The following is a 26,322-nucleotide window of genomic DNA, read 5'->3' as shown; positions in this document are numbered from 1 at the left end:
TGTCTATTTCATGGCGTTTGGCGATCTCACCATAGCCTGCCTGACCGTCCAGGTAGCTCTGGATAACTGTCAGCCTGAACTGCTCCGAGTACCGATACATGAAAAAACACCCCAAAAGTTGGTGTCCAACTTTTGGGGTGCAGTTCATCGCGCCTGGCTTTTTTTACGCCTTCTACTAGCGGATTATTGCCGTGCGAAGGCGGCGATGGGGTCGTCGTCTTCCGGCGCGGGCGCAGGCGCGGGCGAGGGGGCCGCTGGCGCGGGCGCCGGCATCATCGGCAAATTACTAGCAGCCACTACGCGGCGGGCACCGTTGTAGCGGGAGGCCCAGTAAGACTTGCCCATGTCCTCGAGCCGCACCGTGCCGCCGGTGGCGGGCGCGTGGACGAAGCGGTTCTGGCCGACATAGATGCCCACGTGGGAATTGGCGCGTCCCGTGGTGTTGAAAAACACGAGGTCGCCGGAGGCCACCTGGCTGCGGTCCAGCGACGAGCCGCGCTGGCCCATCTGCTCGGTCGTACGCGGCAGGTTCACGTTGGCGGCGCGCTGCACCACGTAGCGGACCAGGCCGCTGCAGTCGAAACCGGAATCGGGGGTGTTGCCGCCGTAGCGGTAGGGCGTGCCGACCAGCGACATCGCCTGGATCGAGATTTCCTCGAGTCCGGCGCTCGGGTCGATCATTGGCTTGCCGGGCGCCCGGGGCACGGATGCGCCTTGCCGGGCCGGCGGTCCGCCGGCGCATGCCGCCAGCAGCAGCGCGGCGGCGCTCACTGCGAGGGCCGCGGTGCGGGAGGCATCGAGAGAGAAAAGGCGAAGCGGGCGCTGCGGCATCCTTCTTTTTGTTTGGTTGCCGGGTCACGCGTCCGCCCGCGGTGTAGCGCGGCTAGCGCATCGTTAAAGCATTACCAGCGAAGCTGGGCGTTGCGCGTGCCGGTGCTGATCTTCATGGACTTGGCCTGACCCTTGTAGGTCGCTTCGATATTGTAGCTGCCTTCAGGCGCACGTATCAGGCAGCGGGGGCCGCCAGCCTTGAAATTGGCTACCGGCTGGCCGTCGCGTGTCAGATTGACGTCAACTTCCGACAGATACTCGCCATTCGGGCCCTGCGTGAACAGGATGCCCATATTGAAGTTCTTTTCCTGCTCGGCCAGTTTGGCGCGCTCGTCCTCGGCCACGCCGCCGCACACATAGCTGACCGGGCCCATGGTGCGGATAACCATTTCCTCGGCTGCCCGGGCCGGACGCCAGGTGGCGGCGATAACCAGCGAGGTACCGATCAGCGTTGCCGCCAGGATACGGCGCCGCCGTGTGGCGCGCGATTGGCGGGAAAACAGGGTCCGTGGATTGCCGGACAGGTAGGGATTGAACGACTGTGGCTTGTCCATCGACGCCTCCGTATCGACATGAACACCGGACGATCATAGCGCTGCCGCCGCATTTTGGCTGTCAGCCAAAGCCCGACGCGAGATGGCGATATGGCCGGGCATCCACGTGGACGCCCGGATCCGGGTAAAAAAGGAGACGAACGCCGCCCGGCGGACAATGCCGGGCGGACGGTACTTAAAGAACGTCCGCCGCGTGGTCGGCCAGGCGCGAGCGTTCGCCGCGCGCCAGCGTGACGTGGCCGCTGTGGCTCCAGCCCTTGAAGCGGTCCACCACGTAGGTCAGGCCCGACGAGCCCTCGGTCAGGTACGGCGTGTCGATCTGGGCGATGTTGCCCAGGCAGACGATCTTGGTGCCGGGGCCGGCGCGTGTGACCAGCGTCTTCATCTGTTTCGGCGTCAGGTTCTGGGCCTCGTCGATGATGACGAACTTGTTCACGAATGTGCGGCCGCGCATGAAATTCATGCTCTTGACCTTGATGCGCGAGCGGATCAGCTCCTGCGTGGCCGCGCGGCCCCAGTCGCCGGCGGAGTCATCGCTCTTCTGCAGGACTTCGAGGTTGTCGTCGAACGCGCCCATCCAGGGCTGCATCTTCTCTTCCTCGGTGCCCGGCAGGAAGCCGATGTCCTCGCCCACGGGCACGGTGGCGCGGGTGACGATGATCTCGTTGTAGAGCTTCTGGTCCAGCACCTGCTCCAGGCCGGACGCCAGCGCCAGCAGCGTCTTGCCGGTACCGGCCTGACCCAGCAGCGTGACGAAGTCGATGTCCGGGCTCATCAGCAGGTTCAGCGCGAAGTTCTGCTCGCGGTTGCGGGCCACCACGCTCCACACGTTGTTCTTGTTGTGGGTGTAATCCTTCAGCGTCTGGAGCAGGGCGGTCTTGCCGTTGATTTCCTTGACCTGCGCGTACAGCGGCAGGCTGCCGTCCATCGGCTCCAGGTAGACGAACTGGTTGACCAGGAACGACGGCACCAGCGGCCCCGTCAGGCGGTAGAACATGGCGCCGGACTTCGGGTCCTGCCAGCTTTCCACGCCCTTGCCGTGCTTGGCCCAGAAGTCGTTGGGCAGCTGCATCACGCCCGCGTAGAGCAGGTCCTTGTCTTCCAGGACTTGGTCGTTGAAGTAGTCCTCGGCCGGCAGCCCCAGCGCGCGCGCCTTGATGCGCATGTTGATGTCTTTCGACACCAGCACGACCTGGCGCTCCGGGAACTGCTGCTGGAGCGCGCTGACCACGCCCAGGATCTGGTTGTCGGCCTTGCCCTGCGGCAGGCCCTCGGGCAGCTTGATCTCGTTCAGGCGGGTCTGGAAGAACAGCTTGCCCTGCGCGTCACGGTTGCCGAGCGTGGCCAGCGGCAGCCCGTCGTCGAGCACGCCGTCGGTGCCGCCGACCAGCGAGTCGAGCGTGCGGCTGACCATCCGCGCGTTGCGGGCGACTTCGCTCATGCCCTTCTTGTGGTTGTCCAGCTCCTCGAGCGTCATCATCGGCAGATAGATGTCGTGCTCCTCGAAGCGGAACAGCGAGCTCGGGTCGTGCATCAGCACGTTGGTGTCCAGCACGAACAGCTTGCTGGGCCCCTCGGACTTGCGTGCGCGGCGCGTGGGGCCGGCCGCCGGCTTGACCAGGCTCACGGCCGGCGCGGACGGGGCGGTCGTGGCTGGCGCCGGGGTATCGGGGGTGCGGGCGCGCGTGGTGCTGCCGGCGCGGCCGCGCGTGGCGGGCGCCTGGAGGTCGCCCGTGTCACCGTTCGGGCCTGACTCGAGCAATGCCTCGCGCTCGAGCGCCGGCACAGGTTTCTTACCCTGCGCGGCTTTGGCCTTGGGCAGTGAGACCGGTGCGAATTCGCTCGGGTCCAGCAGTTGGGCAGGCTTGGCGGGCATGGTAGGCAGCGGCATGCTTGGACATCCTTTCAGGGGGGCGGAAAAGGGCGGGCAGCGGGGCGACGCGCGGGAACTGGCGCACGCTTCGGTGCATGCCGGGGCGCGACGGCCGCAAACAAAAAAGCCGCCATGCCTGGTGAACAGGTGTGGCGGCTTCTTCGCGGACCCCGGACACGGCAGGTCCGCTACCAGCCCGGGGACTTTCTCTCCTGGGCCGGAACGGTACAACAGCGTGGCAACTGGGATCTGAACGCATTACGGGCCAATGTATCCGAACGTTTTCGGTTTGGCAATGACCCTGCGGACGGAGTGTTGCGCGGTGTTGCAGCCGTGCCAGTGGCGCCCGGCGGACTAGATCTTGCGGATGAGTTCGAGGACTTCGTCCACGTGGTTCGGCACCTTGATGCCGCGCATCTCGTGCCGCAGGATGCCCTTGCCGTCGAGGATGAAAGTGCTGCGCTCGATCCCGCGCACTTCCTTGCCATACATCTTTTTCATCTTGATGACGTCGAACAGGCTGCAGAGCGCCTCGTCGGCGTCCGAGATCAGCTCGAAGGGCAGTTCGAGCTTGGTCTTGAAGTTCTCGTGAGACTTCAGGCTGTCGCGCGAGATGCCGAACACCACGGCGCCGGCCGCCTCGACCTCGGCGTACTGGTCGCGGAAGTTCATCGCTTCGGTGGTGCAGCCCGGCGTGTTGTCCTTCGGGTAGAAGTACAGGACCACGGTCTTGCCGCGCTGGCCGGCAAGATGGAACTCCCCGCCGGTAGCGGGGGCGCGGAAGTCCGGAACGGCCTGGTTGAGACTGACTGTCATGCTGGTGGCTCTCCTGGATGGCGGTGCATCATCGGTGATGGCGGCCCGTTTGTTGTGGGGGTGGACCCGGGCTTGTGCCATGGCGGGTGCAGTTTGGGGCAGTCGGCCAGACTTCAAGCGTGGCGTGCGCTCAACCTCGGCAGGTTGTCGGCCGATATTCGCACCAGGGGGCCGGCTCTAGGCCTCGTCGACCGGCTCCACCAGCAGGATCGCTGCCACCTTGCGGCCCTCGGCCATCAGGATATTGTAGGTGCGGCATGCAGCCTGGAGATCCATGGCGTCCACGCCGATGTGGCGGCGGGCCAGCGCGGCGGTCAGGCGCGGGTGAGGAAAACGCAGCTTGTTGCCGGTGCCCAGCAAGACCACTTCTGCCTGTTTATCGAGCAGGACGTCGAAATGGGCGGGTTCCAGGTCCTCGAAACGGGCCACCGGCCACGGCTCGACCGGGCCTTCCGGCATGACCAGCACGGACTGGTCGTGGCGGACCAGGTTGATTTCGATATACCCGGGACCGTAGCTGGTCACGGTATTGAGATTGTTGGGTTTGTCGGCGTGGAGTTTCAAGAGGGGGCTCGCGGTGGCAGGATCGTGCGCCCGGCGCGGGAAAGCGTCGCTGCAATGCAAGAATCCATGCCGAAGTCTGTCATAATCCGATAAATTATAGCTTTTGCCTCCCTGTCTGCCACGCGCCGGGCACATCACCGCGGATGCGCCGCCTTCCGCCAGACTTGCCAGGACATTCCAGAAGATTCCGAAAATCCGCTGCCACGGAGACCGGCAGCCTGCCCTGACATCGCCAACACCGCCGTGAAACCCATCCAGAAATCGAACAAGCTCCAGAACGTTTGCTATGACATCCGCGGCCCGGTGCTGGAAAAGGCCCGGCAGATGGAGGAGGAAGGGCACAAGATCATCAAGCTGAACATCGGCAACCTGGCCGTGTTCGGTTTCGATGCCCCGGAAGAGATCCAGCAGGACATGATGCGCAACCTGCCCAATTCGGCCGGTTACTCGGACTCCAAGGGCATCTTCGCGGCGCGCAAGGCCATCATGCACTACACCCAGGAGAAGAAGATCCAGGGCGTGGGGCTGGACGACATCTACGTGGGCAACGGCGCCTCCGAGCTGATCGTGATGTCGATGAACGCGCTGCTCAACAGCGGCGACGAGGTGCTGGTGCCGGCGCCGGACTACCCGCTGTGGACCGCCGCCGTGAGCCTGTCCGGCGGCACCCCGGTGCACTATATCTGCGACGAGGCCGACGACTGGATGCCGGACCTCGACGATATCCGCAGGAAGATCACCCCGAACACCAAGGCGATCGTCGTCATCAATCCGAACAACCCCACCGGGGCGCTGTATTCGGACGAGCTGCTGCAGGAGATCGTCGCCATCGCGCGCCAGCACGGCCTGATCATCTTTGCCGACGAGATCTACGACAAGGTGCTGTACGACGGCCATTCGCATACCTCGATCGGCGCGCTGTCCACGGACGTGCTGACGGTGACCTTCAACGGCCTGTCGAAGAACTACCGCTCGTGCGGCTACCGCGCCGGCTGGATGGTGGTGTCGGGCGACAAGCGCCCGGCGCAGGACTATATCGAGGGCCTGAACATGCTGTCCTCGATGCGCCTGTGCGCCAACGTGCCGGGCCAGTGGGCCATCCAGACCGCGCTGGGCGGCTACCAGAGCATCAACGACCTGGTGGCCGAGGGCGGCCGGCTGCGCCGCCAGCGCGACCTGGCCTATGAGCTGATCACCCAGATCCCCGGCGTGAGCTGTGTCAAGCCCAAGGCCGCGCTGTACCTGTTCCCCAAGCTCGACCTGTCGATGTACCCGATCCAGGACGACCAGGAATTCATCTACGAACTGCTGCAGGAATCGAAGGTGCTGCTGGTGCAGGGCACTGGCTTCAACTGGGGCGCGCCGGATCACTTCCGGATCGTGTTCCTGCCGCATGAGGAAGACCTGCGCGAGGCCGTGACCCGCGTCGGCCGCTTCCTCGAAACCTATAGAAAACGTCACGGCACGGCCTGAGCCGCCGCGGCGCCCCCGTTCATCCCGCATCAAGCAACCCAGAGTCAGACGTCCATGCAACCCATTAAAGTCGGCCTTCTCGGCATCGGTACCGTTGGTAGCGGCACGTTCAACGTGCTCAAGCGCAATCAGGAAGAAATTCGTCGCCGTGCAGGCCGCGGCATCGAGATTGCGATGGTGGCCGACCTCAACACCGAGCGCGCCCGGGAACTGACCGGCGGCGAGGTGGAAGTCGTCAGCGATGCCAACGAGGTGGTCACCCGCCCCGAGATCGACATCGTGGTGGAGTTGATCGGCGGCTACGGCATTGCCCGCGAGCTGGTTCTAAAGGCCATCGAGAACGGCAAGCACGTGGTCACCGCCAACAAGGCGCTGCTGGCCGTGCATGGCAACGAGATCTTCGAGGCCGCACGCCGCAAGGGCGTGATCGTGGCGTTCGAGGCCGCCGTGGCCGGTGGCATCCCCATCATCAAGGCGCTGCGCGAGGGCCTGACCGCTAACCGCATCCAGTGGATTGCCGGCATCATCAATGGCACGACGAACTTCATCCTGTCCGAAATGCGCGACAAGGGCCTGGACTTCGACGTGGTGCTCAAGGAAGCCCAGCAGCTGGGCTATGCCGAGGCCGACCCGACCTTCGACATCGAGGGCATCGACGCCGCCCACAAGGTCACGCTGATGAGCGCCATCGCCTTCGGCATGCCGGTGCAGTTCGACAAGGCCCACGTGGAAGGCATCACCAACCTGTCCGCCACGGACATCAAGTACGCCGAGGAACTGGGCTACCGCATCAAGCTGCTCGGCATCACGCGCCGCCGCGAAGAGGGTGTGGAGCTGCGCGTGCATCCCACGCTGGTGCCGGCATCCCGCCTGATCGCCAATGTGGAAGGCGCGATGAACGCCGTGCTGGTGCAGGCCGACGCCGTGGGCGCCACGCTGTACTACGGCAAGGGCGCCGGCGCCGAGCCGACCGCCTCGGCCGTGATTGCCGACCTGGTAGACGTGACGCGCCTGCATACGGCCGATCCGAACCATCGCGTGCCGCACCTGGCGTTCCAGCCGGACGAGCTGTCCAGCGTGCCGGTGCTGCCGATCGAGGAAGTCACCAGCTCCTACTACCTGCGCATGCGCGTGTCCGACGAGACCGGCGTGCTGGCCGAGATCACGCGCATCCTGGCCGAAGGCGGCATCAGCATCGACGCGATGCTCCAGAAGGAGTCGCGCCAGGGCGAGCCGCAGACCGACATCATCATCCTGACGCACCTCACGCGCGAGAAGCACGTGAACGCCGCCATCCGCGGCATCGAGTCGCTGCCGACGGTGCTGTCCGCCGTGACGCGCCTGCGCATGGAAGAACTGAACTAAGACGCCCTCGCTCATGCAATACCAATCGACGCGCGGCCATGACATGCCGCAATCGTTCTCCGAGATCCTGCTGGGCGGCCTGGCGCCGGACGGCGGGCTCTACCTGCCAAAGCAGTACCCGCAGGTTACGGCCGACGAACTGGAAGCCTGGCGCAAGCTGTCCTACGCCGACCTGGCGTTCGAGGTGCTCTCGCGCTTCTGCGATGACATCCCCGCCGACGACCTGCGCGCGCTGACGCGCAAGACCTACACCGCCGAGGTGTACTGCAACGCACGTCCGGGCGACAACACGGCGGACATCACCCCGCTGCGCACGCTGGGCGAGGAAGGCGGCACGCCGCTGCAACTGCTGGGCCTGTCGAACGGCCCGACGCTGGCCTTCAAGGACATGGCGATGCAACTGCTCGGCAACCTGTTCGAGTACGCGCTGCGCCGGGCCGGCCTGAAGCTGAACATCCTCGGGGCAACCTCCGGCGACACCGGCAGCGCGGCCGAGTACGCGATGCGCGGCAAGGATGGCATCCGCGTGTTCATGCTGAGCCCGCACCGCAAGATGAGCGCGTTCCAGACCGCGCAGATGTTCAGCCTGCAGGACCCGAACATCTTCAACCTGGCCATCGAAGGCGTGTTCGACGACGCCCAGGACATCGTCAAGGCGGTGTCGAACGACCACGCGTTCAAGGCGCGCCAGTCCATCGGCACGGTCAATTCGATCAACTGGGCGCGCGTGGTGGCCCAGGTGGTCTACTACTTCAAGGGCTGGCTGCTGGCCACCGATGGCCCCGGCCAGAAGGTGTCGTTCTGCGTGCCGTCGGGCAACTTCGGCAATGTCTGCGCCGGCCATATCGCGCGCATGATGGGCCTGCCGATCGACAAGCTCGTGGTTGCTACCAACGAGAACGACGTGCTGGACGAGTTCTTCCGCACCGGCACCTACCGCGTGCGGACCTCGGCGCAGACTTACCACACGTCGAGCCCGAGCATGGACATCTCCAAGGCCTCGAACTTCGAACGCTTCGTGTTCGACCTGCTCGGCCAGGACGGCGACAAGCTTGCCGAGCTGTTCCGCGACGTGGACACCAAGGGTGGTTTCGACCTCTCCGGCACGCCGGAATTCGACCGGATCCGCCAGTTCGGCTTCGTCTCGGGCCGCAGCACGCATGAGGACCGCCTGGCCACCATCCGCGACGTGCATACGCGTTACGGCGTGACCATCGACACCCATACCGCCGATGGCGTGAAGGTGGCGCGCGAGTACCTGACGCCGGGCGTGCCGATGGTAGTGCTGGAAACGGCACTGCCGGCCAAGTTCGCCGACACGATCCGCGAGGCGCTGGGCCATGAGCCCGAGCGGCCCGCCGCGTTCGATGGCATCGAGGCGCTGCCGCAGCGGTTCGAGGTGATGCCGGCGGACGCCGCGCAGGTCAAGGCGTATATCGCCCGCCACACCGGGCTGTAAGCGACACCCCCTCGGCGACCGACCGGCGCCCAACTCGCTACAATCGGGTTTGCCGGGCCCGCTGCCACGGCCCCCAGGCTTCACGCCGGGGGCTGTTTTTCATGGGCCAACCTGATTTCAGTCACGCTCACATGACCCAAGCCCCCACCCAAACTGCTGCCGCCAACCGTCCGCCGATGCTGACCATGGCCGAGGCCCTCGCGGCCCTGATGGCCGGCGTGCGTCCGCTGACCGCCACCGAGACCGTCGACACGCTCGACGCCAACGGCCGCGTGCTGGCCGCGCCCGTGACCAGCACGCTGCGCGTGCCGCCCGCCGACAATACCTCGATGGATGGCTACGTGATGCGCGCCGCCGACGTGCCCGCGCCGGGCACGCGCCTGCCGGTCTCGCAACGGATTCCGGCCGGCCACGTGGGCACGGCGCTGGCCGCCGGCACCGCCGCACGCATCTTCACGGGCGGCCTGATCCCGCCGGGCGCCGATGCCGTGGTCATGCAGGAGCAATGCGTGGCCGATGGCGACGCGGTCATCGTCAATCATGTGCCGGCTTCGGGCGAATGGATTCGCCGCGCGGGCGAGGACATCGAGACCGGCGCAGAAATCTTGCCGGCCGGCACGCGGCTGACGCCGCAGGCGCTGGGACTGGCGGCCTCGGTGGGGCAGGCGAAGCTGGACGTGGTGCGCCGCGTGCGCGTGGCCGTGTTCTTTACCGGCGACGAACTGGCGATGCCCGGCGAGCCGCTCAAGCCGGGCGCCATCTATAACTCCAACCGCTTCACGCTGCGCGGCCTGCTCGAAAACCTGGGCTGCGAAGTGTCCGACTTCGGCATCGTGCCGGACACGCTGGCCGCCACGCGCGACACCCTGTGCCGCGCTGCCGAGGGGTGTGATCTGATCATCACGTCCGGGGGTGTCTCGGTGGGCGAGGAAGACCATATCCGGCCGGCCGTACAGGCCGAAGGGCGACTGGACCTCTGGCAGATCGCCATCAAGCCCGGCAAGCCACTGGCCTTCGGTCAGGTGGCGAACGGCTCGGATAGCCCGGCGCACTTCCTCGGCCTGCCGGGCAACCCGGTGTCGAGCTTCGTGACCTTCCTCCTGTTCGTGCGGCCGTTCATCCTGCGCCTGCAAGGCGTGGCCGATGTCACGCCGCGCCGCCTGCCGCTGCGCGCCGATTTCGACCTCGAACGCGGTGACCGCCGCAACGAATTCCTGCGCGCGCGTCTGAACAACGCGGGCGGCCTGGACCTGTTCCCGAACCAGAGTTCGGGCGTGCTGACGTCCACGGTCTGGGGCGACGGGCTGATCGACAATCCGCCCAACCAGACCATCCGCCGCGGCGACACCGTGCAATTCATCCCGTTCGACGGCCTGCTGGGCTGACGCGCGGAGCCAACCATCATGCAAATCGAACTCCGATACTTCGCCAGCGTGCGCGAGCAGGTGGGGCAGGGCGCCGAGCGCGCCGAGGTGCCCGCCAGCGTACGCACCGTGGGCGACCTGCGCGGCTGGCTGCGCGAGCGCGGCGGCCACTGGGCCGAGGCGCTGGCCGAAGGCCGCGCCCTGCGCATGGCCGTGGACCACGCCGTGGCCCGTGCCGACACCCCGCTGGCCGACGGCTGCGAGGTGGCGTTCTTTCCGCCCGTGACCGGAGGCTGAGATGAGCGCACGCGTACAGCACGACGATTTCGACCTCGGCGCGGAAGTGGCGGCGCTGCGGGCCGGCAATCCGGGCGTGGGCGCCGTGGCCAGCTTTATCGGCACCGTGCGCGACGTCACGCACGGCACGGCGGTGCGCACGATGGAACTCGAGCACTATCCGGGCATGACCGAGAAGTCGCTGGAGCGCATCGAAGCCGCCGCGCGCGAGCGCTGGCCGCTGCTTGGCGTGACCATCGTGCATCGCGTGGGGCTGTTGCAGCCGCTGGACCAGATCGTGCTGGTGGCCGTGGCCTCCGCGCACCGGGGCGATGCCTTCGCCGCATGCGAGTTCATCATGGACTACCTGAAGTCCGAGGCGCCGTTCTGGAAGAAGGAAGAAACGCCCGAGGGCGCGCGCTGGGTCGATGCGCGGGTCTCGGACGATGCGGCGCTGCGCCGCTGGGGCATCGAATCGTTTAACGCCGACTCATCGAGCAACGCATCGAACAACGCATCAAACAACACGTCGAACAATAACAAGGAAGGCTGAATGGGTCCGCTTGGATTTGTGGCGGTGGGCGCCGGCGCTGCCGTGGGCGCCTGGCTGCGCTGGGGATTTTCCGTGCTCTGGAATGCGGCCAACCCGGCGTTGCCGTATGGCACGCTGGCCGCCAACCTGGTGGGTGGCTATCTGGTCGGGATCGCGGTGGCGTTCTTCCAGTCGCACCCGGGCCTTTCGCCCGAATGGCGGCTGCTGGCCGTCACCGGCTTCCTGGGCGGTCTGACCACGTTCTCGACGTTCTCGAGCGAGGTGGTCGGCAACCTGATGGCGGGCGACTATCGCTGGGCGCTGGCCCACGTGGTGATGCACCTGGGCGGCTCGCTGGTGCTCACGGCCCTCGGCATCTGGACCTGGCGCACGCTCGCCTGAGCGTTTTTCCTTTTCCGTCAAGCACTTGGCCGGCCCGATGCCTGTGTATCGGGTCGCACATACAGGTTCCGGCAATGGCGCTATAGCTGGCATTCGACTGACTGCCTGCTCGCATCCAAACGCCTGAACCGTCTACTATGTCCCGGGAGGGACGCATACGGCGCTCCGCGCGGGCGTGTTCCCGATCGCCCCCCGTCGCACCTCGGCGCCCCTCGTCGTATTGCATTTGCGGTCTGCAGTTTGCGGTTCGTTGGTTTTGTTTCTGTTTTACCGATCCGGCCCCGCCGGCATACATAACAGGAGACACCCCATGACGCACAGCCTTGCAACGCGCGCAGGAAAACTACTAGTCGATCCACGATGCCAGACTGCCATCGCCGCCGCCGTGGCGGTGCTGCTGATTGGCGCCTGCGGCGGGGGCGGCGACAACAATAACGGCGGAGGCGGGGGCGGCCCCACGACGCAGAACCCGAACAACCGGCCGACCTTCGTAGTGGGCACCATCGGCGTGCAGAACTACGACGGCAATACCGACGACCTGCTGACCGCCGGGCTCGGCAAGGACGGCCTGATCGCCACGGCCACCGCGCCGGTGCCGGCCGATCCCGCCGCGCCCACGGCGGCCGAGCTGCGCCGCATCGCCATCTTCAATAACTACCGCGCCATCGTCGATACCAACCCGCTGGGCGGCTACGGCTCGCTGTACGGGCCGAACGTCGATGCCCAGGGCAACGTCACGGCCAGCCAGGGCAAGGTGCCCGGCACCGAGTACATCGCTTTTGCCGACGATGGCAGCGGCCAGCAGAATGTAACGGTCATGGCGCAGATCCCGACCAATTTCGATCCCGCCAATCCGTGCCTGATTTCGGCTACCTCGTCGGGCTCGCGCGGCATCTACGGCGGGATTTCGGTCGGCGAATGGGGCCTCAAGCGTGGCTGTGCCGTGGCCTACACCGACAAGGGCACCGGCGCGGCGCCGCACGACCTCGACTCGGACACCGTGCCGCTGATCAACGGCACCCGCCAGGCCCGTACCGGCGCCGGCAAGCTGGCCCAGTTCGCGGCGCAGCCGGGCGCGCAGTCGCTGGCGGACTTCACCACCGCCAATCCGCACCGGCTGGCCTACAAGCATGCCCACTCGAAGCAGAATCCGGAAGCCAACTGGGGCCTGAACACGCTCCAGGCCATCGAATTCGCCGTCTGGGCGATCAACGACAAGTTCGGCACCGTGGGGTCGGACGGGGTGCGGCAGGCATCCATCGGCAAGGACAAGATCCTGGTCATTGCCTCGGCCGTCTCCAACGGCGGCGGCGCGGCCATCGCGGCAGCGGAGCAGGATACGAACGGCCTGATCGACGGCGTGGCCGTGGGCGAGCCGAACGTGAACATGCCCGCCGTGCCGGCCATCACGGTGAAACGCGGCGGCGTGACGGTAGGGTCATCGGGCCGGCACCTGTACGACTACACCACCACGGCGAATCTGTTCTCGCTCTGCGCGGGACAAAAAACTCTACCGGCACCGTTTACGACCAGCCCGGCGCTACAGGGTGGCAATCGATGTACGTCGCTGGTGAGCGGTGGCCAGTTGGTGGGCGCGGATCTCATCACCCAGTCCAGTGATGCCTTGGACCGGTTGCACGCCGCCGGCTGGGAGCCAGAGTCGGATGTGCTTCATGCATCGCTTTCATCGCTCGAAGTGGCTAGTTCGATCTCGGTGACGTACGCCAACTCCTACTCGCGTGCCAGCGTGACCGACAAGCTGTGCGGCTACACGTTCGCCTCGCCGGGCGGCGGCACTCCCACCCCTGTGACCATCCCGCCCAACACATTGGCCCTAACCTTCGCCAACGGCAACGGTGTGCCGCCGAGCACGGGGGCGACGCCGACCACGGGGATCACGCTAATGAACGAGAGCGCCCAAGGTGGCGCGATCCGCGACTTCGTCTCGATCAATGCTGACGGCACTCAGGACGCCAACCTGCCCGGCGCCAACTGCCTGCGCGACCTGCTGACCAACAGCGCCGCGCTCCAGGCGGGCATCGGCCAGACGCTGCGCACCGGCAACCTGCGCGGCAAGCCGGCGATGATCGTGCATGGCCGCAGCGACGGCCTGCTGCCGGTCAACCACACCTCGCGGCCCTACCTGGGGCTGAACAAGGTGGCGGAGGGCACCGCCAGCAAGCTCTCTTATATAGAGGTGACCAACGGCCAGCACTTCGACGCCTTCATCGACGTGCTGCCCGGCTACGCCAACACCTTCATCCCGCTGCACGTGTACCTGAACCGGGCGCTGGACGCCGTGTACGCCAACCTGCGCAGCGGCACCACGCTGCCGCCGTCCCAGGTGGTGCGCACCACGCCGCGCGGCGGCACCGCCGTACCGGCACCGCAGATCCTGCCCGCCAACGTCCCCCCGATTGCCGCCACCCCGGCTGCGGGGGATGTGATTTCGGTGAGCGGATCGACGGTTAACGTGCCGAACTAGTCCTGTAAGTGCTTTAAGCGCAACGTTTCCCATCGAGATGCTCGCCACCTCGATGGGAGCGTTCTGATCTGCGTCAGTTTGACGGGCAGCTTCGAACAGGTCCTATGGGGGCGGGCGCGCCCCTAAGCCAACCTCGATGCTCTTTTCACAAAGGCGCATCGAGTCATGATCGATCTGACGTTTTATCTCAACGACCGGCCCATGAGTCGGCTTCGGGCCGGCGTACTCGATGTGCCGGCATTCTCGGGACGAGATGGGGACATCAATAGTTATCTTGCCGCCTGTCGCAAGAACTCCGGTCCGATCACGCCTGGCACTTATTACGTGTTAGACCGGCCCTCTGGCGGGCGTTTGAGATGGTTTCGGGAGCAAAATCCGTTTTCGACCGACAGGCGCAGGTGGTTCGCCCTCTTCGCCGCGGATGGAAGAGTGGACGATGTCTCGCGATTCTGTGCCGAAGTGGAGCGCGGGGAGTTTCGCCTCCACCCTAACGGTTCGCAAGGCATCAGTGAAGGTTGCATTGCTGTCAACTGCCACACCGATTTTGACCGCCTGAGGGCTTTGCTCAAAGCATCGACTGTCTGCCGGATTCCCAACACGGATATTGCCTGCTACGGCAGACTCACGGTCAAGAGGTCCACGCCGTGACGGCGGTCTTAAAGGCACTTGTCAAAGTCGTGTTGCTGGCCGCGTGGCTTGTGCTTTTTCCTCTGTACCTGACTGCCAAGTGGCTGGATTACTCGGAGGTCATTTCTATTCCTCCGTGGCTCGGACAGTGGTTGTTCGACCATTACCGGCGTTTCGATCCCGCTGAGGACGGATACAACTTCGAAGCGTTGTTGTATTGGCTTCCCTCGTTTCTGACGACGCTGGTGGTCACTGCGGTCGCCATATGGCTTTGGCGCCACCGCTCAAAATCTGCCCGTCAGCCTTGAAATGTCAAGTCAAAGCCCTATCTTTCCGAAGTAACGTGTCCGGGCCGGGCCATCCCGCGCAACAGGACACACTTTCCTAGAGAGAGAGGGATCCGAATGCGACTCGATAAATTCACCACCCGGTTCCAGGAGGCGCTTGCTGACGCGCAGAGCCTGGCGCTGGGGCATGACAACCAGTACATCGAACCGGTGCACCTGCTGCGCGCGCTGCTGGCGCAGAACGATGGCGCCGCGCGCACGTTGCTGGCGCGGGCCGGCGTGAACGTCAGCGGCTTGCAGACCGCGCTGGACGCCGCCATCAAGCGGCTGCCGCAGGTGCAGGGCACCAACGAGGTCCAGGTGGGCCGCGACCTCAACAACCTGCTCAACGCCACCGAGAAGGAAGCCATCAAGCGCAATGACCAGTTCATTGCCAGCGAGCTGTTCCTGCTTGCCGTGGCCGACGACAAGGGCGAGGGCGGCCGCATCGCGCGCGAGCATGGGCTGTCGCGCAAGTCGCTCGAGGCGGCCATCCAGGCCGTGCGGGGCGGCGACACGGTGCAGAGTGCCGATGCCGAATCGCAGCGCGAGGCGCTCAAGAAATACACCGTTGACCTGACCGAGCGCGCCCGCGCGGGCAAGCTCGACCCGGTGATCGGCCGTGACGACGAAATCCGCCGCGCCATCCAGATCCTGCAGCGCCGTACCAAGAACAATCCGGTGTTGATTGGCGAGCCGGGCGTGGGCAAGACCGCCATCGTCGAAGGGCTGGCCCAGCGCATCGTCAACGGCGAGGTGCCCGAGACGCTCAAGAACAAGCGCGTGCTGGTGCTCGACATGGCCGGCCTGCTGGCTGGCGCCAAGTATCGCGGCGAGTTCGAGGAGCGGCTCAAGGCCGTGCTGAACGACGTGGCCAAGGACGAAGGCCAGACCATCGTCTTCATCGACGAAATCCACACCATGGTCGGCGCGGGCAAGGCCGAGGGCGCCATCGATGCCGGCAACATGCTCAAGCCGGCGCTGGCGCGCGGCGAGCTGCACTGCATCGGCGCGACCACGCTCAACGAGTACCGCAAGTACATCGAGAAGGACGCCGCACTGGAGCGCCGCTTCCAGAAGGTGCTGGTGGAAGAGCCGAGCGTGGAGGCGACCATCGCCATCCTGCGCGGCCTGCAGGAAAAGTACGAACTGCACCACGGCGTGGAGATCACCGACCCGGCCATCGTCGCGGCGGCGGAACTCTCGCACCGCTACATCACGGACCGCTTCCTGCCGGACAAGGCCATCGACCTGATCGACGAGGCCGGCGCGCGCATCAAGATGGAGATCGACTCCAAGCCGGAGTCGATGGACAAGCTCGAGCGCCGCACGATCCAGCTCAAGATCGAGCGCGAAGCCGTGAAGAAGGAGAGCGACGAGGCGTCGCGCAAGCGGCTGGAGCTGATCGAACAGGAAATCGAGCGGCTCGGGAAGGAATATGCCGACCTGGACGAGATCTGGCGCGCCGAGAAGGGCGCCGCCCAGGGCGCGGCCGCGCTGAAGGAGGAGATCGAGAAGATCAAGCTCGAGATCACCCGGCTGCAGCGCGAGGGCAAGCTCGACAAGGTGGCGGAACTCCAGTACGGCAAGCTGCCGGAACTGGAAGGCAAGCTGCAGGCGGCGACCAAGGCAGAGGCCAGCGAGCAGAAGCAGCCGAACAAGCTGCTGCGCACGCAGGTGGGTGCCGAGGAAATCGCCGAGGTGGTCAGCCGCGCCACCGGGATTCCGGTCGCCAAGATGATGCAGGGCGAGCGCGACAAGCTGCTGAAGATGGAAGACCGGCTCCACGCCCGCGTGGTGGGCCAGGACGAGGCCGTGCGGCTGGTGTCCGACGCCATCCGCCGCTCGCGCGCCGGCCTGGCGGACGAGAACAAGCCCTATGGCTCGTTCCTGTTCCTGGGGCCGACCGGCGTCGGCAAGACCGAGCTGTGCAAGGCGCTGGCCGAGTTCCTGTTCGACTCGGAGGACCACCTGATCCGCATCGACATGAGCGAATTCATGGAGAAGCACAGCGTGAGCCGGCTGATCGGCGCACCCCCGGGCTATGTCGGCTACGAGGAAGGCGGCTACCTGACCGAGGCGGTGCGCCGCAAGCCGTACGCGGTGATCCTGCTCGATGAAGTCGAGAAGGCGCACCCGGACGTGTTCAACGTGCTGCTGCAGGTGCTGGACGATGGTCGCCTGACCGACGGCCAGGGCCGTACGGTCGATTTCAAGAACACGGTGATCGTGATGACCAGCAACCTGGGCTCGCACCTGATCCAGTCGATGTCCGGCGAGCCGCAGGACGTGGTGAAGGGTGCGGTCTGGCAGGAGGTGCGCACGCATTTCCGGCCCGAGTTCCTGAACCGGATCGACGAAGTGGTGGTGTTCCACGCGCTGGACCAGCAGCACATCGAGTCCATCGCCCGCATCCAGCTGCAACGGCTGCAGGCGCGCCTGGCACGCATGGACATGACGCTGGACGTGACCGAGGCGGCGCTGGAGAAGATTGCCAGCGCAGGCTACGACCCGGTGTTCGGCGCCCGGCCGCTGAAGCGCGCGATCCAGCAGCAGATCGAGAACCCGGTGGCCCGCGCCATCCTCGAAGGCAAGTTCGCCGCCAAGGACGTGGTGCCGGTGGACTACGCCGACGGCGAGTTCACGTTCGGGAAGATGGTGGACTGAGCGGCCGGCTAACCTGCTGGTACAGAAAAGCCGCCCGGAGGGGATACCCTCCGGGCGGCTTTTCGCATCTAGTTGCCTTCTGGAACGGCTCGCAGAAGCCTGCGGGAAAGGAAGGTGCGCATGTCGCGGCGTACGTCGCAGACGATGTGGATGTACAGCACGTCGGCCCTGACCTCGTAGAGGATTCGGTTCATGCCAGAAATGACCTGCCGGTACTGCCGGAGGCCCAGGTCCGCCAGTTCCTCAGGGATGGCGCCGCCTTCAGGAAAGGTCTGGATCGAGCGAACGGAGTCCTTGATGCCCTGCAAGGTCTCCTGCCAGCTTGCCTTGCCGAAGCGCCGGACGATGTAGCGGCGCAGTTCGTGCAGATCCTCTTCCGCCGCTGCAAGGAAGACGGCCCTCACGCGGTATCGTCCCCATCCAGGTCGGCGAAGACATCCTCCGCATCACGAAAACGCTTGCGCTCGATGTCCCGGGCGCCCATCGCCAGCAGCTTTAGCAGGGCCAGGGTTTCTTCCTGTTCCTCAAACGTGCGCACATCCATGACCACGAGCTTGGCCTCGCCGTTCTGAGTGATCAGCATCGGCTCGCGCGACGCCGAGATGTCTTTGACAATCTCGGCGGCGTGGCTCTTTAGGTAGCTGATAGGTTTGACCTGGGTGGAGAATTTCACGGCTTGGCTCCCGCGGTCCATGGTTGATGGGGCCAAATATAGACCAAATATGGTCTTGTCCGCAAGATTCTCTTCAGCGTCAGCTTCCCCGCCACACCGGCGAGCGCCGGTTCACGAACGCATCCACCCCTTCGCGGAAGTCTTCGCTGCCATAACACTGCCGGACCAGGTCGTCGGTGTCCGCTACGGCGGCCACGGTCTGGCGGCGCAGGGCTTCCTTGACCACGGTCTGGGTGACGGGGGCCAGGGCGCCGAGGCGGTCGCACAGGGCGGCGACTTCGGCTTCCAGCGCTTCGGGCGCGTGCACGCCTTCGAGGAAGCCGCAGGCCAGGGCGGCGTCCGCGTCGAGGATCTGGGCCAGCAGCAGCATGCGGCGCACCGGTTGCAGGCCCCAGGCGGCACGCAGGCGGGTCAGGTTCAGTGCCGACAGCGTGTTGCCCAGCGTGCGCGCGATCGGCACGCCGAAGCGCGCCTTGGGCGTGGCGAGGCGGAAGTCGCAAGCCGTGACGATGGCAAGCCCGCCGCCCACCGCCCAGCCTTCGACGACCGCCACGGTAGGCATCGGCAGTTGTTCGACCAGCCGGATGCCTTCGTCAATGCGTGACTCGTAATCCACGCCATCGTCGCCACTGGAAAACTGCTGGAACTGGGCGATGTCGGTGCCGGCCACGAACGCCTCGCCGCCGGCGCCGCGCAGCACCACCACGCGGGCGCCGGCCGTGCCCTGCGCGGCCAGCGTGCGGCAGTGCCCGGCCAACTGCTCATACATCGCCCAGGTCATCGCGTTGCGCGCGGCGGGGCGGTCGAAGGTGAGCGTGGCGATGCCGCCCGCCACCGTCAGCGTGACCTGCCCGTCCGGGGACGGCAGCGGGGCGCTCATGATCCGAACGCGCCGGCCGTCGCCAGCGACTCTTGTTCGTCCTTCGAGAGGCCCAGCTCGGCCAGGATTTCCGCGGTGTGCTGGCCCAGCAGCGGCGGCGGGCGCCGCACCTGCTGGGGCGTGCCGCCCATCTTCACTGCGAAGCCGATATTGGGCACCTTGCCCTCGATCGGATGGTCGATCTCGATGCGCATCTGGCGATGCTTGCCGTGCTCGCTGTCGAACGCCTGCGGGTAGGTCAGGATCGGCCCCGCCGGGATGCCCACGGCGAGCAGCCGCTCGATCCATTCATCGCAACTCGCCTTGGCGAAGCTCTGCTCCAGCTCGGCGATCAGCGCCGGCCGGTTGGCCAGCCGCAGCGACACGCTGGCGAAGCGCTCATCCTTGAGCAGGTCGTGCCGGTCCAGCGTCTGGCACAGCAACTGCCACAGCTTCTGGTTGGTGGCGCCCATCACGAAGTAGCCATCGGCGGCCTTCATGGCCTGGTAGGGCGCGCTCATGCGGTTGGCTGTACCCAGCGGCTCGGGCTCGCGCCCCGTGCCCCAGTACTCGCAGGTGTCCCACACCGAGAACGCCAGCGCGGAGTCGAACAGTGACGCATCCACGTATTGCCCCTTGCCTGTCTGCTTGGCGCCGATATAGGCCGCCAGCATGCCGTAAGTGGCGAATAAAGCACATCCGATATCGGCCACGGGCACGCCGGCCTTCACCGGCGCCCCGCCCGGATAGCCGGTCACGCTCATCACGCCCGACATGGCCTGCGCCATCAGGTCGAAGCCGGGCCGGCCCGCCCACGGGCCGCTCTGGCCGAAGCCCGAGATGCTCACGTACACCAGCTTGGGATTGATCTTGGCCAGCGTTTCATAGTCGATGCCGAGCCGCTTCATCACGCCGGGGCGGTAGTTCTCGACCAGGATGTCGGCGGTTTCCGCCAGCCGGTAGAGCACCTCGCGGCCAGACTCGGTCTTGAGGTCCAGCGTCACGCTGCGCTTGTTGCGGTTCATGTTGAGGAAGCCCATGCTGTCCGGCCCCTTCATCTTGAAACCCATGGCGCCGCGGGTCTGGTCGCCGCCGTCAGGCGGTTCGATCTTGATCACGTCGGCGCCGAGGTCGGCCAGCAGCATGCAGGCGTAGGGGCCGGCCATGACCTGGCTCACGTCGAGCACGCGCACGCCGGCCAGCGGCAGGGAGGTGGCCGGCGCCGGGCCGCCGGGTTGGCTGAGATCTGTCATCGGAGGCATCCTGAATTCGTGGAGGAGAGGGGGGTGAGGGTGGCGTGCGCGGGCACGCCGTCCCGCAGCCATCAGCTTTCGGCCTTCACGCCGGCGTCCTTCACAACCTTGGCCCACTTGCTGGACTCGGACGCGATAAAGGTGCCGAACTGCTGGCTCGTGCCACCGGAATCCTCCGCGCCGAAGCTCTTGAGCCGCTCGGTCACATCGGGCATGAGCAGCACGCGGTTGACGTCCTCGTTCATGCGCTGCACCAGCGCCGGGGACATCCCTTTCGGCCCGACCAGGCCGTACCACGACGCGGCGTCCAGCCCGGGAAAGCCGGACTCCGCCAACGTCGGCACATTGGGATGGCTGGCCGCGCGCTTGAGCCGGGTCTGGGCGATGGCGATGACCTTGCCCTGCTGGATGAAGGGCGTGGCGGCGGTCATGGTGTCGAACGCGTAGTCGATCTGGCCGCCGATCAGGTCCGCCACGAGCGGGCCGGAGCCTTTGTAGGGCACATGCACCACATCGAGCTTGGCCTGCAGCCGGAACATTTCCAGCGCCAGATGCTGGGCCGAACCGATGCCGGACGAGCCGAACGAGATCTGCCCCGGCTTCTGGCGGCACAGCGCGACGATATCCTTCACCGTACGCACCTTCTGCTCGGGACGGCAGGTCAGCATGTTGGGGGTGACACCGACCATCGAAATCGGCGTGAAGTCGGCGCGCGGGTCGTACTTGACGTCCAGCAGCGCCGGGCCGATGGCATGGCTGTTGACGTGCGCCATCAGCAGCGTGTTGCCGTCAGGTGGCTGTTTCGCCACATAAGCCGCGGCAATCGCCCCGGTGGCGCCGGGTTTGTTCTCCACCAGCACGCTGGTGTTCCACATCGCGCCGAGCTTCTGGCCGATGACCCGCGCCAGCACGTCGGTGCCGCCGCCCGGGGCGAAGCCCACCACGATGCGCACCGGGCCGGCCACATCGGCCGCCCGCGCCAGGCTGGGCATCAGGCCCGGCACGGCCAGTCCGGCCACGGCTCCGAGTAGGAATTGTCTGCGCTGCATTGCCTGTCTCCATCCTTTGATCGTTATGGAGCCATCATCCGCAATGCGCCCGGCGTGGGCTATCGCTATTTGGGGGATTCTGGTTACGCGTTTTGCGCAAGCACCTTGAGCACGCCCAGCCCCGCCGAGGACAGCGCGTCCGCCGGGCGATGGCACAGCACGAACTGCCGCTGCGCCCAGGGGGCGTCGATGGGCAGGCGCACAAAGCGGCTGCCGCCCGCCACCTCGGCCGCGACGGCCTCCGGCATCACGCCGCAGCCCAGGTTCTGCGCCACCAGCGCGGCGATGCTGTCGAAGCCGCCCACACGCATGCGCATGCGCAGCACCCGCCCGGCTTCCTCGGCCAGCCGTTCCAGCCCGAGCGAGATGGCCGAGCCTTCGCCCAGCACGATCAGGTCGCAGTCGAGCACATCATCCGATGTCACCTGGGCGTGCCCGGCCAGCGCATGGTCGCGCGCCACCACCAGCACCAGCCGGTCATGCCGGTAGGGCGCGGTCGGCAGGTCGATCATGCCGAGGCTGCCTTCGTAGATGCCGATATCCACGGTGCCGCGCCGCAGCGACTGCTGCACCTCGAGGCTGTTCATCTCCTGGAGGTCGATGCGCACACCGGGGCAGGCGGCGGCACAGCGCTGGATATCGAAAGGCAGGAACTGGATCACGGCTGACTTCGGCGCAGCAACGCGCACCACGCCAAGATCGCCGCCAATAAAGGAGGCCGCATCGTCCTGCATGCGCTGCACGGTGTGAGTGATGCCGCGCGCGTGGGCCAGCAGCGCGCGGCCGGCCTCGGTCAGCGCCATGCCGTGGGGCAGGCGTTCGAACAGCGCCACACCGAGTTGGGCTTCGAGCTCCAGCACGCGGCGCGAGGCCGCGGCCGGGGCCAGGTGCAGGCGCTCCGCGCCCCGTGTGATGCCACCGAGTTCGGCCACGGCGATGAACAGCTGGACGGTCGTGAGATCGAAATGCAGCCGGGGGCTGCGCAAGGGCAGGGGGGACGTCACGATGGGCGGCGTTGGGGACTGGCCATGGGGAGCCATCGATTGTCCGCCGATCCGGGGCCGCCGGCCACTGCGGTTTTCCCGTGCCGGCGCGCAAGAAAAAGCCCGCCTCCGTGAGGGGGCGGGCTTTGCTGGTGCTGCTCGGAGATCGTGGCTTACCAGTGGAAGCCGGCGGAGACCGTCGAGCCGTAGTTGCCGCGCGTGTTGGAGGACACGATGGCCTTGTAGACCCACTTCCCGCTGCTCGACATCTTGGATACGCCCAGCGCGACCGCGGATTCCCCGCTGTACGCGGATGCCCCCAGCGCCGCCATGCCCTTGCCCGGCTTGACGGCCTGCGGCAGGCCCGCCATGGCCATCGCCGACGCCGTGCCGGCATTGGCGTCGCGGCGCACCGCACCTACCTGCCTGTTGGTGTAGGCGTTGGCCTGGTTCAGCGTCTGGCTGTTTCCCTGGCTGGCGTAGCTCCGCATCTGGCCGAGGTTGACGGCGTCGGTATCCTGCGTGCCGGCGGCCACGTTGACGATCTGGCGTTCGGCATCCGCGTTGCCAACCGAGACGGTGTCGGCACGGTCGGCAACCGAGCCGGCGCCCAGCGCCACGCTGTTGTCAGCGCTGGCCTTGGCATCGGCACCCACGGCTACGGCGGCGTTGCCGCTGGCCTCACCGTAGCTGCCGATCGCCACGCCACGGCTCTCCGACCGGACGATGGCGGCGTCGCTGCCGTCGGACTTGCCATCCGCCTGGAAGTAATGGCTCGCGCCGCCACCCTTCGCCAGTTGTTGCGTCAGGCTGAAGATCTGACTGCCGTTGACCGCGTCGGTGCTGCCGGCGCCAATCAGGCCGTCGGCCACGCCAGTGAGCTGGCGCGCGCCTTCCGTGCCGGCCACGTTCACCACCTTGCCGCCCTTGTCGGTCGCCACGTTGATGTCGCCGGTTGCGGCGTCCTGCTTGACCAGGCCGATCGTGCCGCTGTTGATATTGTTGGTGATCTGGGTGATCGAACCCTCGACATTGGTCACGCGATTGTCGAGGTTCGTGATAGCGCCGCCCACGTTGTTGACGGTGGTGCCGCCGACGGTGTAGGTCGGCCCGGAGATGCTACCGTCGTTGTTGACCGCCGACCCGCCACCCAGTGCCGTGGCAATGGAACTGCTCACGCCGTGGAGCTGGCCGCCGTTGACGGCGAACAGGCTGCCGGCTGCGACCGTGCCGTTGGCCACGCCACGCAGCTGCCGGGCGCCGGCGGTGCCGGTCAGATCCATCAGCAAGCCGTCCTTGTCCTTGGCCACGGTGATCTCCTTGGTCGTCGCGTCCTGCTTGACGAGGCCGGCCATGCCGTTGTTGATCGTGTTGGCGAGGTCCGTGATGTCGCCCTCGACGTTGGTCACGCGGCCGTCGATCGTGGTGACGCGGCCATCGAGATTGGTGATGGCACTGCCCACGTTGTTGACGGTAGTCCCGCCAACCGTATAGGTCGGTGCCGACACAGTGCCATTGCTGTTGACCGTAGCCCCGCCGCCCAGCGCGGTGGCAACCGAGCTGCTGACGCCATGGAGCTGGCCGCCGTTGACAGCGTGCAGGCTGCCGGCCGCAACCGTGCCGTTGGCCACGCCACGCAACTGGCGGGCGCCGGCGGTGCCGGTCAGGTCGACCTGCGTGCCGGCCTTGTCGCTGGCGACGGTGATCGCCTTGGTGGTGGCGTCCTGCTTGACCAGGCCGACGGCGCCATTGTTGATGTTGCTGGTGAGGTTCGTCACCGAGCCTTCGACGTTGGTCACGCGGCCATCGATGTTGGTCACCCGGTTATCCACGGTGGTGACGCGCCCATCGAGATTGGTGATGGCGCCGCCCACGTTGTTGACGGTGGTGCCGCCGACGGTGTAGGTGGGCGCCGAGATGGAGCCGTCGTTGTTCACCGCCGAGCCGCCGCCCAGCGCGGTGGCAACCGAGCTGCTCACGCCATGGAGCTGGCCGCCGTTGACAGCGTGCAGGCTGTCGGCTGCAACCGTGCCATTGGCCACGCCGCGCAACTGGCGGGCGCCGGCGGTGCCGGTCAGGTCGACCTGCGTGCCGGCCTTGTCGCTGGCCACGGTGATCACCTTGGTGGTGGCATCCTGCCGCACCAGGCCGGTCGTGCCGTTGTTGATACTGTTGGTCAGGTTCGTGACCGAGCCTTCGACGTTGGTCACCCGGCCGTCGACCGTTGTCACACGATTGTCCACGGAGGTCACGCGGCCATCGAGGCCGCTGATGGCGCTGCCCACGTTGTTGACGGTGGTGCCGCCAACCGTATAGGTCGGTGCCGACACGGTGCCATTGCTGTTGACCGCAGCCCCGCCACCCAACGCAGTGGCAACCGAGCTGCTGACGCCATGGAGCTGGCCGCCGTTGACAGCGTGCAGGCTGCCGGCCGCAACCGTGCCATTGGCCACGCCACGCAACTGGCGGGCGCCGGCGGTGCCGGTCAGGTCGACCTGCGTGCCAGCCTTGTCGCTGGCCACGGTGATCGCCTTGGTGGTGGCGTCCTGCCGGACCAGGCCGACCGTGCCGCTATTGATACTGTTGGTGAGGTTTGTAACCGAGCCTTCGACATTGGTCACGCGATTGTCCACAGTGGTCACGCGGCCATCGAGATTGGTGATGGCGCTGCCCACGTTGTTGACGGTGGTGCCGCCGACGGTATAGGTCGGCGCGGCAATGCTGCCGTCGGTATTGACGGCGGCGCCGCCGCCAAGGCTTGATGTAACGCCCCTCAACTGGCCCACGTTGACGGCGTCGGTATTTTCCGTGCCGGCCGCCATGTTCGTGACCGTGCGCAACAAGCTTGCACTGCCGACGGCCACCGAGTTGTTGCGCGTGGCGGTGGAATAGGCGCCGAGCGCGACGGAGTTCTCGCCGCTGGCGACGGCGTGCACGCCAAGCGCAGTGGCATTCGTATTGATGGCCTGGGCGTTGGGGCCAAATGCGCTGGTCATCGCGGCAGTCGCCCTGGAATCGGCGCCAACCGCCGTGCCGGCGTGTCCGGTGGCTATTGAACCATTGCCGAGCGCCATGCTGTCTGTGCCGCTGGCAAGCGTTCTGGCGTCGAATGAACCGGAGGAGCCGAGCGCAATGGCGCCCGTGCCGCTTGCAGTGGCCTGGGGCCCGATGGCGATCGCGTCATTGCTGCCAGTTGCCGTGCCGCCATCCACCGAGCCGGCTTTCGATTCTTCCGCACACAGGATGGAAGCGCTGATCGCCAAAAACGCCGCTGCGGACTTGAGTCTGCGGCCGCCTGACTTGGCGGCTTCCGAGGCCGCAACATAGGTGCCGGTCTTGTCGCACCAGATACTCTTGTATGACTTGTTCATGATATTCACTTCCTACCTTCAAGGTCTAAGGGGGCCGGGCAGTCTTCAGATCTTTTCGACGCATTGAAGGCGTCCCGCATGCAGCGAATAATGGATGTCAGAGGCACTCACATAAATCGTAGAAACCTTAAAAAAGGCGACATGTGCGGCCTTCCCGGACCGTGGGTTCGGGGCAAGGGGCAAGGGAGGGGGAGGCCGGTTTGGCCCACTGCATGGCAAATGCTTGATGTGGGTCAAGGTGAGTCGGACGCTGCGTCGTTACGATGGCATCCGTCATGGAGATGCGGGGGCGCTCTTCATGACTTGTCTACCCGTTTCCGGAAATGGAAACTTGGCCCGCGATGCTTCTCCGGCTTCGCGGGCTTTCTTTTTTGGGCGCCGCCCCGGCGCCCGTCGGGTGGAATATGTGCATATTGCTGCCCGTTCTTATGCGGATTTCATGCTTGGATCGGCGAAACCATTCGTTCCGTTCAGAAGACCCCGTCGGTAGTCTCTAACCCTGACAGAAGCCCGGAAGCCA

At 66.1% G+C, this 26,322-nt stretch carries 23 protein-coding genes; 11 read left to right on the top strand and 12 right to left on the bottom strand.

The window, feature by feature from the left end:
* Positions 1-183 precede the first annotated feature (183 nt).
* From AB4120_RS22905 to AB4120_RS22885, 5 genes are all read right to left on the bottom strand, one after another.
* On the bottom strand, positions 184-831 hold the full coding sequence (locus AB4120_RS22905) for a C40 family peptidase (protein ID WP_149135763.1): 648 nt from the start codon (positions 829-831) through the stop codon (positions 184-186).
* Between the two features lie 71 nt (positions 832-902).
* Positions 903-1,385 (bottom strand): hypothetical protein, encoded by a 483-nt coding sequence (locus AB4120_RS22900; RefSeq protein ID WP_149135764.1) that lies wholly within the window; start codon positions 1,383-1,385, stop codon positions 903-905.
* A gap of 175 nt (positions 1,386-1,560) precedes the next feature.
* Positions 1,561-3,276 carry a PhoH family protein gene (locus tag AB4120_RS22895; protein ID WP_149135765.1) on the bottom strand — a complete coding sequence of 572 codons (1,716 nt, stop codon included), beginning with the start codon at positions 3,274-3,276 and terminating at the stop codon, positions 1,561-1,563.
* Positions 3,277-3,612: 336 nt separating this feature from the next.
* Complete coding sequence (locus tag AB4120_RS22890; RefSeq protein ID WP_149135766.1) at positions 3,613-4,074, bottom strand: peroxiredoxin; 462 nt, start codon at positions 4,072-4,074, stop codon at positions 3,613-3,615.
* Between the two features lie 177 nt (positions 4,075-4,251).
* The gene (locus tag AB4120_RS22885; protein WP_149135767.1) at positions 4,252-4,638 is read right to left on the bottom strand and encodes an Mth938-like domain-containing protein; all 387 of its coding nucleotides are present in this window, start codon (positions 4,636-4,638) and stop codon (positions 4,252-4,254) included.
* Positions 4,639-4,881: 243 nt separating this feature from the next.
* On the opposite strand from AB4120_RS22885, the gene AB4120_RS22880 reads away from it, so the two are divergent.
* The 11 genes from AB4120_RS22880 to clpB all read left to right on the top strand — a co-directional run bounded on the left by AB4120_RS22880 (position 4,882) and on the right by clpB (position 17,614).
* The gene (locus tag AB4120_RS22880; RefSeq protein ID WP_144200690.1) at positions 4,882-6,111 is read left to right on the top strand and encodes a pyridoxal phosphate-dependent aminotransferase; all 1,230 of its coding nucleotides are present in this window, start codon (positions 4,882-4,884) and stop codon (positions 6,109-6,111) included.
* A gap of 54 nt (positions 6,112-6,165) precedes the next feature.
* The gene (locus tag AB4120_RS22875; protein WP_149135768.1) at positions 6,166-7,476 is read left to right on the top strand and encodes a homoserine dehydrogenase; all 1,311 of its coding nucleotides are present in this window, start codon (positions 6,166-6,168) and stop codon (positions 7,474-7,476) included.
* A gap of 13 nt (positions 7,477-7,489) precedes the next feature.
* Complete coding sequence (gene thrC / locus AB4120_RS22870) at positions 7,490-8,935, top strand: threonine synthase (RefSeq protein WP_149135769.1); 1,446 nt, start codon at positions 7,490-7,492, stop codon at positions 8,933-8,935.
* Between the two features lie 176 nt (positions 8,936-9,111).
* Positions 9,112-10,320 (top strand): molybdopterin molybdotransferase MoeA, encoded by a 1,209-nt coding sequence (locus AB4120_RS22865; RefSeq protein ID WP_262389644.1) that lies wholly within the window; start codon positions 9,112-9,114, stop codon positions 10,318-10,320.
* Between the two features lie 18 nt (positions 10,321-10,338).
* Positions 10,339-10,596 (top strand): molybdopterin converting factor subunit 1, encoded by a 258-nt coding sequence (moaD, locus tag AB4120_RS22860; protein WP_441642894.1) that lies wholly within the window; start codon positions 10,339-10,341, stop codon positions 10,594-10,596.
* A 1-nt stretch (position 10,597) separates the two neighbouring features.
* Entirely contained in the window at positions 10,598-11,128 is a 531-nt protein-coding gene (locus AB4120_RS22855) for a molybdenum cofactor biosynthesis protein MoaE (protein ID WP_149135772.1), read from the top strand.
* Positions 11,129-11,509, top strand: coding sequence for a fluoride efflux transporter CrcB (gene crcB / locus AB4120_RS22850; protein WP_149135773.1), 381 nt, complete (start codon positions 11,129-11,131; stop codon positions 11,507-11,509).
* Between the two features lie 310 nt (positions 11,510-11,819).
* The gene (locus AB4120_RS22845; protein WP_441642893.1) at positions 11,820-13,994 is read left to right on the top strand and encodes a 3-hydroxybutyrate oligomer hydrolase family protein; all 2,175 of its coding nucleotides are present in this window, start codon (positions 11,820-11,822) and stop codon (positions 13,992-13,994) included.
* Between the two features lie 165 nt (positions 13,995-14,159).
* On the top strand, positions 14,160-14,642 hold the full coding sequence (locus AB4120_RS22840) for a DUF2778 domain-containing protein (RefSeq protein WP_149135774.1): 483 nt from the start codon (positions 14,160-14,162) through the stop codon (positions 14,640-14,642).
* The gene (locus tag AB4120_RS22835) at positions 14,639-14,929 is read left to right on the top strand and encodes a hypothetical protein (protein ID WP_149135775.1); all 291 of its coding nucleotides are present in this window, start codon (positions 14,639-14,641) and stop codon (positions 14,927-14,929) included. The genes AB4120_RS22840 and AB4120_RS22835 overlap by 4 nt, the downstream gene beginning before the upstream one ends.
* Before the next feature lie 96 nt (positions 14,930-15,025).
* On the top strand, positions 15,026-17,614 hold the full coding sequence (gene clpB, locus AB4120_RS22830; protein WP_441642892.1) for an ATP-dependent chaperone ClpB: 2,589 nt from the start codon (positions 15,026-15,028) through the stop codon (positions 17,612-17,614).
* 68 nt (positions 17,615-17,682) lie between these two features.
* Here clpB and AB4120_RS22825 read toward each other — a convergent pair whose 3' ends face one another.
* The 7 genes from AB4120_RS22825 to AB4120_RS22795 form a co-directional block, all read right to left on the bottom strand.
* Positions 17,683-18,018 (bottom strand): type II toxin-antitoxin system RelE/ParE family toxin, encoded by a 336-nt coding sequence (locus tag AB4120_RS22825; RefSeq protein WP_149135777.1) that lies wholly within the window; start codon positions 18,016-18,018, stop codon positions 17,683-17,685.
* Positions 18,015-18,287 (bottom strand): type II toxin-antitoxin system Phd/YefM family antitoxin, encoded by a 273-nt coding sequence (locus tag AB4120_RS22820; protein ID WP_149135778.1) that lies wholly within the window; start codon positions 18,285-18,287, stop codon positions 18,015-18,017. Before AB4120_RS22820 ends, AB4120_RS22825 begins: the two co-directional genes overlap by 4 nt.
* A 79-nt stretch (positions 18,288-18,366) precedes the next feature.
* Positions 18,367-19,167: an enoyl-CoA hydratase/isomerase family protein gene (locus tag AB4120_RS22815; protein ID WP_441642891.1), complete on the bottom strand. Its 801-nt coding sequence runs from the start codon at positions 19,165-19,167 to the stop codon at positions 18,367-18,369.
* Entirely contained in the window at positions 19,164-20,399 is a 1,236-nt protein-coding gene (locus AB4120_RS22810) for a CaiB/BaiF CoA transferase family protein (RefSeq protein ID WP_441642890.1), read from the bottom strand. Before AB4120_RS22810 ends, AB4120_RS22815 begins: the two co-directional genes overlap by 4 nt.
* Positions 20,400-20,470: 71 nt before the next feature.
* A complete protein-coding gene (locus AB4120_RS22805; protein ID WP_441642889.1) occupies positions 20,471-21,448 on the bottom strand; it encodes a Bug family tripartite tricarboxylate transporter substrate binding protein in 978 nt (325 codons plus the stop codon).
* Positions 21,449-21,531: 83 nt separating this feature from the next.
* A complete protein-coding gene (locus AB4120_RS22800) occupies positions 21,532-22,452 on the bottom strand; it encodes a LysR family transcriptional regulator (protein WP_149135781.1) in 921 nt (306 codons plus the stop codon).
* 152 nt (positions 22,453-22,604) lie between these two features.
* Positions 22,605-25,802 carry a YadA-like family protein gene (locus AB4120_RS22795; RefSeq protein WP_441642888.1) on the bottom strand — a complete coding sequence of 1,066 codons (3,198 nt, stop codon included), beginning with the start codon at positions 25,800-25,802 and terminating at the stop codon, positions 22,605-22,607.
* Between the last annotated feature and the right edge of the window lie 520 nt (positions 25,803-26,322).

It is taken from the genome of Cupriavidus sp. 2KB_3 (genome assembly GCF_052115685.1).
Taxonomy (GTDB): Bacteria; Pseudomonadota; Gammaproteobacteria; order Burkholderiales; family Burkholderiaceae; genus Cupriavidus; species Cupriavidus campinensis.
Note: the sequence above shows the minus strand (reverse complement) of the source record. Positions and strands in the feature narration are given on the sequence as shown.

Excerpts from the sequence above, each read along its gene's own strand:
- AB4120_RS22840 (WP_149135774.1), top strand. The coding sequence starts at position 14,160 with ATGATCGATCTGACGTTTTATCTCAACGACCGGCCCATGAGTCGGCTT.
- AB4120_RS22815 (WP_441642891.1), bottom strand. The coding sequence starts at position 19,167 with ATGAGCGCCCCGCTGCCGTCCCCGGACGGGCAGGTCACGCTGACGGTG.
- AB4120_RS22895 (WP_149135765.1), bottom strand. The coding sequence starts at position 3,276 with ATGCCGCTGCCTACCATGCCCGCCAAGCCTGCCCAACTGCTGGACCCG.
- clpB (WP_441642892.1), top strand. The coding sequence starts at position 15,026 with ATGCGACTCGATAAATTCACCACCCGGTTCCAGGAGGCGCTTGCTGAC.
- AB4120_RS22805 (WP_441642889.1), bottom strand. The coding sequence starts at position 21,448 with ATGCAGCGCAGACAATTCCTACTCGGAGCCGTGGCCGGACTGGCCGTG.
- AB4120_RS22900 (WP_149135764.1), bottom strand. The coding sequence starts at position 1,385 with ATGGACAAGCCACAGTCGTTCAATCCCTACCTGTCCGGCAATCCACGG.
- thrC (WP_149135769.1), top strand. The coding sequence starts at position 7,490 with ATGCAATACCAATCGACGCGCGGCCATGACATGCCGCAATCGTTCTCC.
- AB4120_RS22795 (WP_441642888.1), bottom strand. The coding sequence starts at position 25,802 with ATGAACAAGTCATACAAGAGTATCTGGTGCGACAAGACCGGCACCTAT.
- AB4120_RS22845 (WP_441642893.1), top strand. The coding sequence starts at position 11,820 with ATGACGCACAGCCTTGCAACGCGCGCAGGAAAACTACTAGTCGATCCA.
- AB4120_RS22905 (WP_149135763.1), bottom strand. The coding sequence starts at position 831 with ATGCCGCAGCGCCCGCTTCGCCTTTTCTCTCTCGATGCCTCCCGCACC.
- AB4120_RS22890 (WP_149135766.1), bottom strand. The coding sequence starts at position 4,074 with ATGACAGTCAGTCTCAACCAGGCCGTTCCGGACTTCCGCGCCCCCGCT.
- crcB (WP_149135773.1), top strand. The coding sequence starts at position 11,129 with ATGGGTCCGCTTGGATTTGTGGCGGTGGGCGCCGGCGCTGCCGTGGGC.
- AB4120_RS22810 (WP_441642890.1), bottom strand. The coding sequence starts at position 20,399 with ATGACAGATCTCAGCCAACCCGGCGGCCCGGCGCCGGCCACCTCCCTG.
- AB4120_RS22865 (WP_262389644.1), top strand. The coding sequence starts at position 9,112 with ATGCTGACCATGGCCGAGGCCCTCGCGGCCCTGATGGCCGGCGTGCGT.
- moaD (WP_441642894.1), top strand. The coding sequence starts at position 10,339 with ATGCAAATCGAACTCCGATACTTCGCCAGCGTGCGCGAGCAGGTGGGG.
- AB4120_RS22855 (WP_149135772.1), top strand. The coding sequence starts at position 10,598 with ATGAGCGCACGCGTACAGCACGACGATTTCGACCTCGGCGCGGAAGTG.
- AB4120_RS22875 (WP_149135768.1), top strand. The coding sequence starts at position 6,166 with ATGCAACCCATTAAAGTCGGCCTTCTCGGCATCGGTACCGTTGGTAGC.